The following is a 12907-nucleotide window of genomic DNA, read 5'->3' as shown; positions in this document are numbered from 1 at the left end:
TGCAAGCAATGAAGTTACCTGTCGGTATCCATCGTTTCTTCGCCGCGTTCTTTTTCGCGTTCGGCCTGTTTGCGGTGGGCAATGCGGCTGCTTGCTGAAGCAGCTATGGCTCCGATAATATCGTCGAGGAACGTGTTGACAGGGCCTAGGCTTTTATCGTTTAAACGTTCCAATACACCCGGCTTAAGTTTGTCGACGTAGCCATAGTTAGTAAAGCCGATGCTTCCATAAACGTTAACAATCGAGAACGCCAAAATCTCATCCACACCGTATAAGCCTTCATCATTGGCAATCATGTCCTGCAGCTCTGGAATCAGAAGTCCTTGCTCTGCCAGAATGTCCAGTTGAATTCCCGTAAGTACAGCATTTTGCACTTCTCTTTTACTGAGAACCTGCTCCACATTATGAATGCATTCCTCCATGGTCAAGCCTGGATAATATTTTTGCTGCAGCAGCATGACGAGCTCGGCTATTTCGCTGAGTTTCACTCCACGTTTTTGCAGCCATTCCATGGTTGTGTCAGCAACCTTTTTACTGTTTAAGCTGTAAGGCACTTTTGCTTTTGGTTGTTCCATCCCCAATTCACCTCTACCCCTCGATTTTGATGTTATCTACTTGTATTCTTTTGACTTCGCTTAAGATGCAGTGTGTCCACTTCTAGGAAAATTTAGTTATTTTTCATGAAGGGGCTCGTATATATAGTAATACAAACCTTAGAAAAATGTTAGGGAGGAACCCAGGTCATGAAATGGAACCGCTCAATACGCAACACTGCTGTTGCGGGATTGCTCGCTCTCCCGTTATTGCTGACAGCCTGTAACCCCTTTGCGGCAAAATCATCAGCTCAAATTGACCCTCCACCGGAAGATATTGAATATCAGATGCTTAGGAATCTTGAGGTGCAGGATCAGTCAAGCTCAGGTACGGAAGGCAAGATGTCGACCGTCTATTTGCAGAATGATCACGGCTTGTTAGCTCCGGTTGCTATTCCGCTGCCGGAAGATGACAGCAGCACGCAATTAACTCGTGTCCTGGAAAGCTTGGTGAAGGACGGCCCCTATGCTAAGCTCGTTCCAGCAGGATTTACAGGGGTACTGCCCGAAGGAACCGAGGTCAAGGCAATTACACTGCAGAAAGACCAGCAATTAGCCATTGTCGAATTTACAGAGCCTTTTAGGAATTACGGGGCCCCGGAAGAACGTAAAGTTATGGAGGCTCTCACCTGGACGTTGACGGAAAATCCGGACATCCGGCAGATTCAACTCTGGGTCGACGGCGAAAAGCTGAATGAAATGCCCGTGGATGGAACGCCGTTAGATCGTCCATTGACGAGAGTCTTAGGCATTAATTTAGAGATGAATAACGGCACTAGCCTGTCACAAAGCAGCCCAGTTACTATGTATTTTTCAGCGGCGACGCCGGAGGGCGTGCAATATTTTGTGCCGGTCACTCGTTTTGTCCCCAGCGCTTCTGACCGGATTCAGTCAGCATTGCATGAATTAATAAAAGGTCCGGCCCGTGGGGAAGGACTAGAGCGCGTTGTTACCGATAACACTACTGTCGACAGTATCGATATATCGCAGGACGGCATTGTCACTGTATCGATCAGCGACGATATGTTTGATCCAGGAGAGAGAGTGCCTGCTCAGATGCTTCAATCCTTAGTACTTACTGTGACGGAGAATACTCCGGAGGATCAGGTGCGAATCTGGCTGAATGGTCAAAAGAATGTTGTTGGACTTGATAATCAGAAATATAGCGAACCAGTGTCCAGGCCGGAAAACATCAACCAAATTCCACTGTAATTTTGAATAATACACTTTAATTTGGGCTTGCCGCGGCAGGCCCAGTTCTGTTATATCGGACCAAGGAGTTTGTTCCGAATTACATTTTGTGAACAGTTGGAATATGAGATAACGTCAGAGACGAATGGAATGGTGATTTTATGCTTACACTTTGGTAGAATAGGGAAAGTGCAAGGACAGCATGAAACGTAGGAGGCGGGTTACGATGAGAATAAACGGGCGTAAAGCAAATGAGCGGCGGCCATTGACATTAACAGCGAATATTAACAAATATGCAGAGGGTTCCGTATACATCGAGGTTGGAGATACGAAGGTGATATGTACGGCTACGGTGGAAGAGAAGGTGCCGATGTTCATGAAAGGACAGGGCAAGGGTTGGGTTACCGCAGAATATTCCATGCTTCCCCGGGCAACGCACTCCCGCAATCAGCGCGAATCAGCTCGCGGCAAGCAAAGCGGACGTACGATGGAAATCCAACGTTTGATCGGCAGGGCGCTGCGCTCTGTTGTTGATTTGCATGCTCTGGGCGAGCGATCCATTACCATTGACTGCGACGTGCTGCAGGCGGATGGAGGAACGCGTACTACATCGATTACGGGAGCATTTGTTGCCTTGGCCCTAGCGGTGAATAAGATCGTTCAGAAGCATTCTCTGCCTGTTTTTCCAATTACTGATTATCTTGCTTCGATTAGCGTTGGTATTGTTGGTGAGGAGACTCTGCTTGATCTTAACTACGAGGAAGATTCCAAGGCCAAGGTAGATATGAATGTAGTAATGACTGGGCAAGGACAATTTGTTGAGGTACAGGGAACTGGGGAAGAGAATCCGTTCTCCAGAGAAGAGCTGAATAAGATGCTGGAGCTTGCGGAGCAAGGCATCCATGAAATGATTGAAATTCAGCGCGAGGCCCTCGGGCCGATTGCGTCAAAAATTGGCAGCAAGCAGTCAGAAGCAGGCGTGTGATGAATAAAAAGGATTCTGTTCTTATCGTAGCTACGCGAAATCAGGGCAAAGTGAGAGAATTTGCTCATGCACTCGATTTTTTAGGTAAGCCCGTTAAGAGTATGTTTGATTACCCAAATGTTCCTGAAGTAGTGGAGGATGGCGAGACATTTGCGGAGAACGCCCGTAAGAAGGCAAAGGTGGTAGGGGACTTCCTGGGCCAAGCAGTGCTTGCTGACGACTCAGGACTTTGCGTAGACAAGCTGGAGGGGGCGCCAGGCGTCCATTCAGCTCGCTATGCCGGTGAAGGAGCTTCTGACGAGGACAATAATGAGAAGCTGCTAGGCGAATTAGAGCGTTTGCAGCTTGGGGAAGATACGGAGCAGCCCCTGCTGAGTACGGCTCGCTTTGTTTGTCACCTCGCACTTTATGACCCGAAGACGGGAGAGTTTACAGAGGCCTCCGGAACGGTGGAAGGCTGGATAACCTCTGAACCGGCTGGCGGAGGAGGCTTTGGATATGATCCTCTTTTTTACCTTCCGGAGTACGAGAAGACGCTTGCTGAGCTGACGGTATCGGAGAAGCAGGCGATAAGTCATCGCGGAGCAGCACTGAGGCAATTAGCGGGGAAGTTAAACGACATGAATAAATAACAAAGCCTCCGACTATGCGGAAGCTTATGAATGACTTGGTTTTCGGAGCTAATGTAGCGAAAAGAACCCCTTTAAGTGAACGTGTACGAAGCTCACGCTTTATTGTGGGTGGGCAGACACTGACCTTAAAGGGGATTTTAGTATAGAAAGGCCTGTGCGGGCTGCCCCATCTACTGAACCTTGCTAGTTTCATTATTCGTATTACGGCGATTGTAGTAAAAAAACCAGCAATCGTTAAGCAGCCGAATTTGACGCCGGTCTTTTTTATGGAATGCACGCATCATTTGGTTGCTGAGCCAATTGGGCAATAAAATCTCCTCCCCGATAATCCCTATGTACGTTAGCATATGGGGAGGAGCCATGAGGCGTGCAGGTCCAATAACTTATTGCCCTTCTTCCTCGTACCATTGCTCTAATTGTGCCTGTAAAGCACGGATTTCCGTTAGCAAAGAGATCAAAGGATAATTTTCTTCGCGAATAGCGGAGAAGGCAGCCTCGAGCTCATTAATATAATCCAAACCGCTTGTAATTTGCAGCGATTCTTGAAGCAGATCGAGTTCGTTGCATTCGGCAATTGCTCGTGGCAATGAGGGAACCTCGGCGGCAGTCAGTTTTTCGATTTCTTTGTTCAGGCGCAAATTAAGGGCGCTAAGCTGATAGGCATAGTCAGAGGGCATTTCCACAAAACGTAAATTACAGTCTTGCTGTAGAATGACATATCTCATTGAGGCCATTTTTAACAATCTCCTTTTTAATATTGCTACTTGACAGTGTAGCTTAATAGGAAGTTAGAATTCAAGTACAAAGAGCGCTTGATGCCTGTAGGGATTGCAATTAGGTATGAAAAGGAGGCTATTCTCATGAACGATGAACAACTACAGTCTTGGGTCGAGGAGATTTCGCTTCACAGCTTTGGGCTGCCATTTCGACATAAAGCCAGATTCAACCGGAGATTAAAATCGACGGGCGGACGATATTTTATGAATTCACATCATATCGAGATTAACCCAGCCCAGTTGACAGCCTTCGGCAAAGAAGAAGTGGAGAAAATCATTAAGCATGAACTATGCCACTATCATTTGCATATTGCGGGCAAAGGCTACAGACATCGCGATCCTGATTTCAAAGCCTTACTAAAGCAGGTTGGAGGGAGCAGATATTGCCAATCGCTGCCGGGTAGGCAAGGCAGAAGGCCATTACCGTTCCGTTACATGCTGAAGTGTACAAGCTGTGGAATGGAATACCTACGTAAACGCCGTGTCGACCTCAAGCGGTATCGCTGCGGAAAGTGTGCGGGAACCCTTCAATTGTTTAGTTATGAGGACCAACAGAATCCGTAACTCGTTATGTCATGTAATATGATATACTTTATGACAAATTGAATCATAAGGATGTGACAATAAATGGCTAAATCAAAAGCCAAACGAATGCGGGATAAATTAATCCGTGAAGGTAAACGTAACCCGGCGCTGAGTCGCAGCCCATTTGCGGCAGCTGATCTAAGAACAAGAAGAACCAAGACCAAGCAAGAACTTATGAGTCAGAATAATAAACACAGACAGAAGAACCTGATCTCTTTCTATGGAGAAGAAGGTTCTTTTTTATTGTCAAAAATCTGCCATGTCTATCATATATATGGAGTGGGAGCGTAAGGAGTCCATGGGGAGAGGAGCAGCCGATTTCGAAGGAGCACTATGCGGAGGAGGCGAGGCATTATGAGCGCAGAGCTGCTTATTCAACTGCTGGTACTCATCGTCATGCTCATCGAACTGGCACGGCACCGAAAGGATTCCTAAGGTTCCACACAGCGGTCTGGCTTAAACGCCAGGCCATTCCCCGTTGTCTCCTAATGTTGACTTTGAGTGAAAATCATGATAAATTATAGCTTAAATCTACAGTGATTTAATGTTCCCCGATAGCTCAGTCGGTAGAGCACTCGACTGTTAATCGAGTTGTCACAGGTTCGAGTCCTGTTCGGGGAGCCATATTCTTTGGAGAGATACCCAAGTGGCTATAAGGGGACCCTCTGCTAAGGGGTTAGACTGCGTAAGCGGTGCGAGGGTTCGAATCCCTCTCTCTCCGTTCTGAACTACATCAATCAGAACCCTCTGAATATCGGAGGGTTCTCTAAGTTAGAGGGATGAGAACTCTCAGGTGGAGGGTTCGTCGGAGCATCGACTACGTTAGCGTTACTTCGCAGTCTCGAACGAAGTGAGAGTATCCCTCTCTCTCCGTTCTGAACTACATCAATCAGAACCCTCTGAATATCGGAGGGTTCTTTAAGTTAGAGGGATGAGAACTCTCAGGTGGAGGGTTCGTCGGAGCATCGACTACGTTAGCGTTACTTCGCAGTCTCGAACGAAGTGAGAGTATCCCTCTCTCTCCGTTGAACTACATCGTGATGAAGAGCCTCCGGCAATCCTGGGGCTCTTTGTTGTTAGAGGAATGAGAACCCTCAAATAGAGGGTTCGTCGGAGCAATAATAAAAGCCCAGATAGACTTTTTTTGTTTCTTCCGCAAAAAGGGGTTGTCAATGCTCCTAGATTTTGATATACTCATTTTTGTTGTCACTCTAAAAAGGTAGACAACATATAATATGTGGCCCGTTGGTCAAGGGGTTAAGACACCTCCCTTTCACGGAGGTAACAGGGGTTCGAATCCCCTACGGGTCACCACTTTCTTTAATAAGCTTCAAGTGGGGATGAGAATCCCTTGGGGGTTCGTCGAAGCATGAGCTTCGATAGGAACACATCGCAGTCTCGACCGGAGAGAGAGTATCCCCTACGGGTCACCACTTTCTTAATAAGCTGAATAACTTAATATGCGGTCGTGGTGGAATGGCAGACACGCTATCTTGAGGGGGTAGTGGGTGTATACCCGTGGAGGTTCGAGTCCTCTCGACCGCATTCATAACACAAAGAAGAACCTTGCGGGAGCAGGGTTTTTTTTGAAGTTTTACATCTAATCACATTTAAGATTACATAGGACAGCCAGCCCATGGTATCCTCATAGCTTTTGGGCTTTAACTATTGGAAAATCAGAACACCCTCGTCTATGGCGAGGGTGTTTCTCGAACAGAGGTAAAGAAAGATAGCAGTTTAAGGAGCTACAGACTAAGCAGTGTGTTTAAAGCATAGGCGACTCCATGCTCGTTATTGCTTCGAGTGGTAAGGGAGCTTAGCTGTTTGATTTCATCGACAGCATTGCCCATGGCGACACTTGTACCGGCTGCTTGAAACATGGAAATATCATTATAGTTATCTCCGATGGCAATCGTATCAGCCATGTCGATATTATAATAGGAAGCAAGAAATTGAAGCGCGCTGCCTTTATCTGTTTTTGTGGAGATGATCTCTAACGTATGATTAGCAGCAGCGGTAGTTTGAACGGATTGTTGATTTTGAAAATGCTCAGTGATACGGTTTAATTTTTCACCGTCATACGTAAAAATTAGCAATTTATAAATCGGAGTCTCGGCGCGCAGAACTTCACGAGGATCATTAATCTGCTTAATGCCGAATTGCTGCATCTGCGTTTGTATGCCCCTTTGCAACGTGTCAATGTCTATACCCGGATTTGCGCTGATGAGAATATCCATCTCTGCTTGAACCTTGCTTATCCCCTCAAAAGGCGTATAAATTTCTTCAGGACAAAAGATTTCAAAATATACGTCCTGGGCTATCAAGTAATTTATAGCTTCGGCAGCAATCGTATGCGGAATGGGGCTCTCTTGCAAAAGCTGTCCACGTTCATCATGCACAGCAGCACCATTCGCTGAAATAATTGGTATAGGAATATCTTCTCCGATAATGCCTAACACGTCAAAACGAGCTCTGCCTGTGCAAATTGTTACTTCGTGATCGTTGACGGATAAAATATCGCGGATGGCTTGCAGGCCCTCTATGCTTGGTTTACTCTCAGCAGTGAGTAAAGTTCCGTCCAGATCGATGGCAATTAACTTCATTATATATCCTCCCTATAGCTTGTTCTGCGGTTGCTTGTTAAGAGTATAAAATATGAAATTGATTTCAGGTCAACCTAGGGATAATATGATACTATTAATTTGAGTTAATCGGGCGGAAAACATGAAATTCGATATGCCGCTCAAATTATAAACAGAAGAACAGGAATGAGTTAATGGAATCTCAACTTTGGATTATTCTCCTAATTGGAGCAGGAACTTATATGTTTCGTGCAGTTTCTCTCGTGCTGGGAAGCCGCATGCAATGGTCGGAAAGGACTAAGGAGTGGCTTTCTTATGTTTCACCAGCGGTACTTGGAGCTTTGCTTGGCCCCTTGCTGTTACTGAATGATGGACAATGGGTTCCAATCAGGGACAATACGATGCTGCTAGCAGCGATACCAACGATATTAGTTGCATGGTGGACACGTCGATTGTTGTTAACCGTGGTATCAGGTATTGGATTTTACACAATAGTATATTACTTGATGTGACAGGAGATACGAGCATGAGTCGACAAGATAAAATTGCTTTAGCACTAAAAGAGGTTTTGCCTATAGTGTTGGCCTATTTTCCCTTATCTATTACTTTTGGAGTTTTAGCGGCAGCTAGCGGCGTCCCCTGGTACGTATCCGTGTTTAGCTCTGTATGGATTTACTCAGGAGGAGCACAATTTATGCTGATCAGCATGATTGAAACGGCTACAGCTCCAGTTACAATTATTGCCACGATCCTTCTTGTAAACATGCGGCACGTCCTTTATGGTGCTACAATGGGGCCGTATCTTGCGCACTGGCGTGAACCTTTAAAGTGGTTGGCAGCACTTGGGTTAACGGACGAGAGTTTTGTTGTCACCTCTAATCGTGCGGCAGCTGGCGAAAGGCTTACACCTTCATATTATTTAACGTTTGCATTGGCGGCGTACGGATCTTGGATTAGCGGAACGATAGTTGGTGCCGGAATCGGTGGAATTGTACCTTCCGAAGCAGCCACTGTGCTTAGTTTTGCGCTTCCTGCGCTGTTTTTGGCACTATTATTCGGCGGTGAACGCACTCTTCCGCATCTATTAGCAGCTTGTACGGGGGCGGCATTAGCCACGCTGGCAGGATTATTAAATTTGGGCGGAATTGGTCTAATTGTTGGCGGAATTATTGGAGCGACGGCAGGGCAAATGTTGGGCAGAAAAAGAATCAAACCTATTCGATCATAAAGAATGGATGCACGAAGTCACTGCTACTCAGTATCAGATTGATCAAGGAAGGAAGAGTATTTAGGATACAGTACACGGATACAATCTGGACATATATCATGGGTAAATTCGGCATGGGTATTCTTAATTAGAAAGTTCTCAATTTCATCCCAATGATTACCTTCATCCTTGATCCGCTTACATACCGCACAGATCGGGAGCAAGCCACGCAGTGTTCGTATTTGTGAGATGATTTCTACAAGCTGCAGCTCAAACCGTTTGTAGCGTGTCATATCTATGCAACTAAGAACAACGCCGCTGATTAGGGAACTATGCTGCTCGATAAGGGGGATGACCTCTAATTGAAACCATATCGGTTCTTGGGAGAGAGATAAATGGAGATGGAATTCTTTACTATAGAAAGCACAATCCCCATGGAGTATATTACTTAACTGAGCAAGGAACATAGGAGCATGGGGACAAATCTCACGGCTATCTGGATGGTTTAGAAATTCGATAAGATTAATTCCGGGACGATCCCATAGGGGAGATAAACCTAGTTGTATAGCCTTTGATGTCCAAGTTGGATTGACATGCTGTATGGTACCCTGGGCATCAGTAATAGCAAGGGCTTGGTTTAAGGATTGGGCAGCCAAAATCCATAAAGTTGAATCATGGGTCATTGTGAACACTCCTATCTACTAAAATAAGTAAGCAATACGTAGATGCTCATTAGGTTGCAGTTGTTATGGAGTAATTCAGCAGAAGTGGGGGAGAAGAAGAAGTCTGTGATATAATGAGTCTGAAGGGAACGACCAGAACATGGAAGTGGTATAATGAAATTATACTCGCAATTACGTAATTTAACAACTAAAATGACTTATTTACGTAATTTATTCAGTGAAGGAAGGTAGGAGACTTGTCCATCTACGAAAGAATCGAATCGCTCATCATAAGCAAATCGATGACCAAGAAGGAGTTTTGTCAAAAGCTTGGAATCAGTACCGGTAATTTAGGTGACTGGAAACGTGGAAAATCTTCACCCGGTACGAATAAACTCATCGATATCGCCTCTTACTTTGACGTAAGCCTGGATTGGCTGATGACTGGACGGGAGCGGCAACAGCAAACGATTCTTGAACGCAGAGAGAATTATTCTGTTGATGAAATCGATTGGGTTCATTTACTCAGTCAATTAACTGACGAGGAGAAAGCTTTTATTCAGGAATATCTGGAGTTTACCGCATATCGCAGAAATTTGAAAAAAAGGGGAGTTAAATAATAACACTTTACTTTTGGCGATGACAGAGATATAATGAAAAATGTTCGTTTCTAACAAAATGCGCGGTCGTGGTGGAATGGCAGACACGCTATCTTGAGGGGGTAGTGGGTGTATACCCGTGGAGGTTCGAGTCCTCTCGACCGCATACAGAAGTGATGAGAAGGGGCTGTCTCATAAGTCCCTAAACAAAAAAGTTGGAGGGAAAACTTAATGTTTCCGCTCCAACTTTTTTTGTGACACTACTTTTGAGGAAAGTAGCGAGACGAATCCTGCTACTTTCAGGAGGTTATGGGCTAAAGCTACAATCCCAAATTCCACATAAACCTTGTCCAAGCCCCGCAATGAAAATCTGCGGAACGATCGATTGCCCTTGATGTTGCCAAATACGCTCTCTACCTCGACTTTACGCCGGGTATAGATCGCGGATTTCTCTTCACATTCAAGGGCTGCTTTGGCCTTTGCTTTTAATTCTTCCCAGATCGTATTCCAGTGAACCTGGCGATTGCCTTTCGCTGTGGTACATGCTTGATGTCCTTTTTGTATCGTTTGCTTTGTTCCTTGCTCATCAGGAATCGCTTCGATCATTTCATCTATGACACGCGAGACGTGGTCAACGGGGATAAAATCTTGAAGATCAAAGATCATGTGGATCTGCTGGTTATCGTAGGTTTTGAAAGTAGGAACAAAGCTCCGTTTAGAAGTAGCCTTTTCTTCAATATCCCCTAGAGGAAGTGTTGGCTGCATGTTTTTGGGATTCAACACAAACGGGGCTGCCAGTAGTCAGTTTTCACTGACTTTCTGGACAGCCCCATCGTATATCTGAATTAGGGTTTGTTGTAATTAAAAAAGCAACGTACGTTAGATGCACGCTTTAACTGTATTCGTTGTATTTAAATGATCCAGTATCGGCTGGTTGCGCAGATTAGCTGGATTTCTTGTAGTTAAAACAAGACAAACAGGCTAGTAAGACAAAAAGTAATGTTTTAAATACACGAAATACAGTTATTTTTGCTAAAGTGCTTTTGCAAGGAAAATAGACACATGAAATCCATCTAAGTCAGACGCCCTCCAAGTCACGCCCTTTTATTTTTGTGGTGTGCCCAAATAAACGCGAATTCCCAATTGGTATAATTTGGTCGATATCTATACTATCCATCGTATGCTACTTTTTCCAACCTTCTTGCTTCGGCAGGAGGTTTTTTTATGCGCTATTTGTAGATTTAACACAGGGACAACAATTAAATAACACTCTCCTAAATAATGGGAACTACACTTGTAATAGTTTTGATCATTTTTGGGAGGGGATCTAGTGAATAAATTGTTGAAGGGTTTGGCTATCGGGGGGATCGTGCTTGCAGTTGTGTCTGCTGGAACATTGGCTGTGGCGAAGGAGAATGCATCTAGAGCTGAAAGCTCGAACGGGCAATCAAAAAATCTGATCGTTCTGATCGGGGACGGTATGGGGCCCGCGCAAGTTTCGGCTGCGCGTTATTTTCAGCAACACAAAAATAATATTAACAGTCTGAACCTGGATCCGTACTATGTTGGACAAGCGACGACTTATGCAGACCGCGGCGAAGACGGAGGTCATATCGTCTCCGGAATCGTGACGGACTCAGCTTCCGCGGGCACCGCATTTGCAACGGGCAATAAAACATACAATGCGGCAATAAGCGTTTCCAACGAGGATGTATCCAGGCCGTTCGCCTCGGTGCTTGAAGCAGCCGAGCTAAGCGGCAAGTCGACAGGACTGGTAACGACAGCCCGCATTACCCATGCTACTCCGGCGGTATACGCTTCACATGTGCGAAGCCGTGATAATGAGAACGCAATTGCTTTCCAGTACTTAGACAGCGGGATTGACGTATTGCTTGGCGGAGGGGAATCCTTCTTTGTTACGAAAGAGGAAAAGGGCAAGCGTAACGATAAAAATCTGCTGCCGGAATTCGAAGCCAAGGGATACAAAGTTGTAAAAACAGGTCAAAGTCTGAAGAGCCTCTCGGCCAAAGACGCCAAAGTGCTGGGACTGTTTGGAGGCTCTCATATCGCTTATGTGCCAGATCGTTCGGATGAAACTCCGAGTCTCGCTGAAATGACTTCGAAAGCTTTGGAAATCTTATCCACAAACGAGAATGGATTTGCCATCATGATTGAGGGTGGACGCATAGATCATGCTGGACACGCGAATGATTTCCCCACGATGGTGCAAGAAGCGCTAGATTTTGATGAAGCCTTTAAAGTAGCGATCGACTTTGCCAAGAAGGATGGAAATACGTCAGTCGTCGTCACAGCTGATCATGAGACCGGCGGCCTTTCCCTATCACGGGACAACATTTACGAGTTGAACGTTGATTTGTGGAACAAGCAGAAAAACTCCTCCGAGAGCCTGGTATCGGCTTTGAATGAAGCCAAGACGATTGCGGATGTAAAGAAAATCGTGTCGGACAATACCTGGATCACTGATCTTACGAATGAAGAGGCACAGTATATTCTAGACGGTGATGGCTCTTCTTACAAACGTGAAGGCGGTTATAATGCCGTAATCTCTAAGCGTCTGCTCGTCGGCTGGTCTGGTCACGGACATTCCGCAGTGGATGTTGGAGTGTGGGCTTACGGCCCAATCGCGGATAAAGTGAAAGGACAAATCGACAATACGAGGATCGCGACGGCAAGTGCGGAGGTGCTCGGTGTTGATCTGAAAAAGGCTACGGCTGATCTCCAATCGAAGTATCTGTATCCAAAATTCAAAATTAACCGCAATAAAGAAGTGCTATTTCCGGCTAAGCCTTTGGCTGAGGCGCTAGGCGGTAAGTACCAGGCAGCAAACGGAACGGCTACAATCAGCGGCATGAGCGGGACAATTACAGTAGATCTGAATGCAAAGAAGGCTAAATTAAGCGGGAATTCTTCCTCTATTACCATAGATGTTGACAATGATGTGCTTTATCTTCCGTTAACAGCATTTAGCCAAATTACAGGACAAACCTTGAAATGGGACGCATTGTCTGAACGGATTATGTTGAAATAACAATGAGCTCGTTTTTGGGATTGCTTATGAGATAAAGTCGGGAAAC

The 12907-nt window shown here is 45.5% G+C and carries 14 protein-coding genes, 5 tRNA genes and 1 pseudogene; 14 read left to right on the top strand and 6 right to left on the bottom strand.

Translation table 11 applies throughout. The features are described 5' to 3' along the window. Nucleotides 1-14: 14 nt before the first annotated feature. On the bottom strand, nt 15-575 hold the full coding sequence (locus EIM92_RS20960) for a phosphatidylglycerophosphatase A family protein (protein WP_125084495.1): 561 nt from the start codon (nt 573-575) through the stop codon (nt 15-17). 168 nt (nt 576-743) lie between these two features. Between EIM92_RS20960 and EIM92_RS20955 the strand changes: the two genes are divergently transcribed. The 3 genes from EIM92_RS20955 to EIM92_RS20945 all read left to right on the top strand — a co-directional run bounded on the left by EIM92_RS20955 (nt 744) and on the right by EIM92_RS20945 (nt 3401). After that, nucleotides 744-1805, top strand: a complete 1062-nt coding sequence (locus EIM92_RS20955) for a GerMN domain-containing protein (protein ID WP_125084494.1) — start codon at nt 744-746, stop codon at nt 1803-1805. Nucleotides 1806-2010: 205 nt separating this feature from the next. Next, a complete protein-coding gene (gene rph, locus EIM92_RS20950; RefSeq protein ID WP_125084493.1) occupies nt 2011-2769 on the top strand; it encodes a ribonuclease PH in 759 nt (252 codons plus the stop codon). Then, complete coding sequence (locus EIM92_RS20945) at nt 2769-3401, top strand: XTP/dITP diphosphatase (RefSeq protein ID WP_125084492.1); 633 nt, start codon at nt 2769-2771, stop codon at nt 3399-3401. Before rph ends, EIM92_RS20945 begins: the two co-directional genes overlap by 1 nt. Before the next feature lie 170 nt (nt 3402-3571). On the opposite strand, the gene cmpA is transcribed toward EIM92_RS20945, so the two are convergent. Together cmpA and EIM92_RS20935 are read right to left on the bottom strand one after the other, a co-directional pair. After that, nucleotides 3572-3709: a cortex morphogenetic protein CmpA gene (cmpA, locus tag EIM92_RS20940; protein ID WP_125084491.1), complete on the bottom strand. Its 138-nt coding sequence runs from the start codon at nt 3707-3709 to the stop codon at nt 3572-3574. A 75-nt stretch (nt 3710-3784) separates the two neighbouring features. Further along, nucleotides 3785-4135, bottom strand: coding sequence for a hydrolase/acyltransferase (locus EIM92_RS20935; protein ID WP_125084490.1), 351 nt, complete (start codon nt 4133-4135; stop codon nt 3785-3787). A gap of 126 nt (nt 4136-4261) precedes the next feature. On the opposite strand from EIM92_RS20935, the gene EIM92_RS20930 reads away from it, so the two are divergent. From EIM92_RS20930 to EIM92_RS20905, 6 genes are all read left to right on the top strand, one after another. Continuing rightward, nucleotides 4262-4741, top strand: coding sequence for a SprT family protein (locus tag EIM92_RS20930; RefSeq protein ID WP_125084489.1), 480 nt, complete (start codon nt 4262-4264; stop codon nt 4739-4741). A gap of 63 nt (nt 4742-4804) precedes the next feature. Continuing rightward, nucleotides 4805-5053, top strand: a complete 249-nt coding sequence (locus EIM92_RS20925; RefSeq protein ID WP_125084488.1) for a hypothetical protein — start codon at nt 4805-4807, stop codon at nt 5051-5053. A 257-nt stretch (nt 5054-5310) separates the two neighbouring features. After that, nucleotides 5311-5386 (top strand) — tRNA-Asn (locus EIM92_RS20920). Between the two features lie 8 nt (nt 5387-5394). Next, nucleotides 5395-5483: transfer RNA gene (locus EIM92_RS20915), tRNA-Ser, on the top strand. Nucleotides 5484-6001: 518 nt separating this feature from the next. Beyond that, a tRNA-Glu gene (locus EIM92_RS20910) sits at nt 6002-6076 on the top strand. A 148-nt stretch (nt 6077-6224) separates the two neighbouring features. Then, nucleotides 6225-6307: transfer RNA gene (locus tag EIM92_RS20905), tRNA-Leu, on the top strand. Nucleotides 6308-6507: 200 nt separating this feature from the next. Here EIM92_RS20905 and EIM92_RS20900 read toward each other — a convergent pair. Next, entirely contained in the window at nt 6508-7365 is an 858-nt protein-coding gene (locus tag EIM92_RS20900) for a Cof-type HAD-IIB family hydrolase (protein ID WP_125084487.1), read from the bottom strand. A 173-nt stretch (nt 7366-7538) separates the two neighbouring features. Here EIM92_RS20900 and EIM92_RS20895 point away from each other — a divergent pair, with 173 nt between their 5' ends. Together EIM92_RS20895 and EIM92_RS20890 are read left to right on the top strand one after the other, a co-directional pair. Then, complete coding sequence (locus tag EIM92_RS20895; RefSeq protein WP_125084486.1) at nt 7539-7856, top strand: AzlD domain-containing protein; 318 nt, start codon at nt 7539-7541, stop codon at nt 7854-7856. A 14-nt stretch (nt 7857-7870) separates the two neighbouring features. Then, nucleotides 7871-8572 carry an AzlC family ABC transporter permease gene (locus EIM92_RS20890; RefSeq protein WP_125084485.1) on the top strand — a complete coding sequence of 234 codons (702 nt, stop codon included), beginning with the start codon at nt 7871-7873 and terminating at the stop codon, nt 8570-8572. A gap of 23 nt (nt 8573-8595) precedes the next feature. On the opposite strand, the gene EIM92_RS20885 is transcribed toward EIM92_RS20890, so the two are convergent. After that, on the bottom strand, nt 8596-9234 hold the full coding sequence (locus EIM92_RS20885) for a PAS domain-containing protein (RefSeq protein ID WP_125084484.1): 639 nt from the start codon (nt 9232-9234) through the stop codon (nt 8596-8598). 236 nt (nt 9235-9470) lie between these two features. On the opposite strand from EIM92_RS20885, the gene EIM92_RS20880 reads away from it, so the two are divergent. Beyond that, complete coding sequence (locus EIM92_RS20880; protein ID WP_125084483.1) at nt 9471-9833, top strand: helix-turn-helix domain-containing protein; 363 nt, start codon at nt 9471-9473, stop codon at nt 9831-9833. Between the two features lie 62 nt (nt 9834-9895). Further along, nucleotides 9896-9978 (top strand) — tRNA-Leu (locus EIM92_RS20875). A gap of 131 nt (nt 9979-10109) precedes the next feature. Here EIM92_RS20875 and EIM92_RS24370 read toward each other — a convergent pair. Further along, nucleotides 10110-10358, bottom strand: a pseudogene (locus EIM92_RS24370) (transposase); the annotation flags it as partial. Nucleotides 10359-11208: 850 nt separating this feature from the next. On the opposite strand from EIM92_RS24370, the gene EIM92_RS20865 reads away from it, so the two are divergent. After that, nucleotides 11209-12861 (top strand): alkaline phosphatase, encoded by a 1653-nt coding sequence (locus EIM92_RS20865; protein WP_425464216.1) that lies wholly within the window; start codon nt 11209-11211, stop codon nt 12859-12861. Nucleotides 12862-12907: the final 46 nt, after the last annotated feature.

It is taken from the genome of Paenibacillus lentus, assembly GCF_003931855.1.
GTDB lineage: Bacteria > Bacillota > Bacilli > Paenibacillales > Paenibacillaceae > Fontibacillus > Fontibacillus lentus.
The sequence above is the reverse complement of the archived record's forward strand: the minus strand, read 5'-3'. Positions and strand labels throughout refer to the sequence as shown.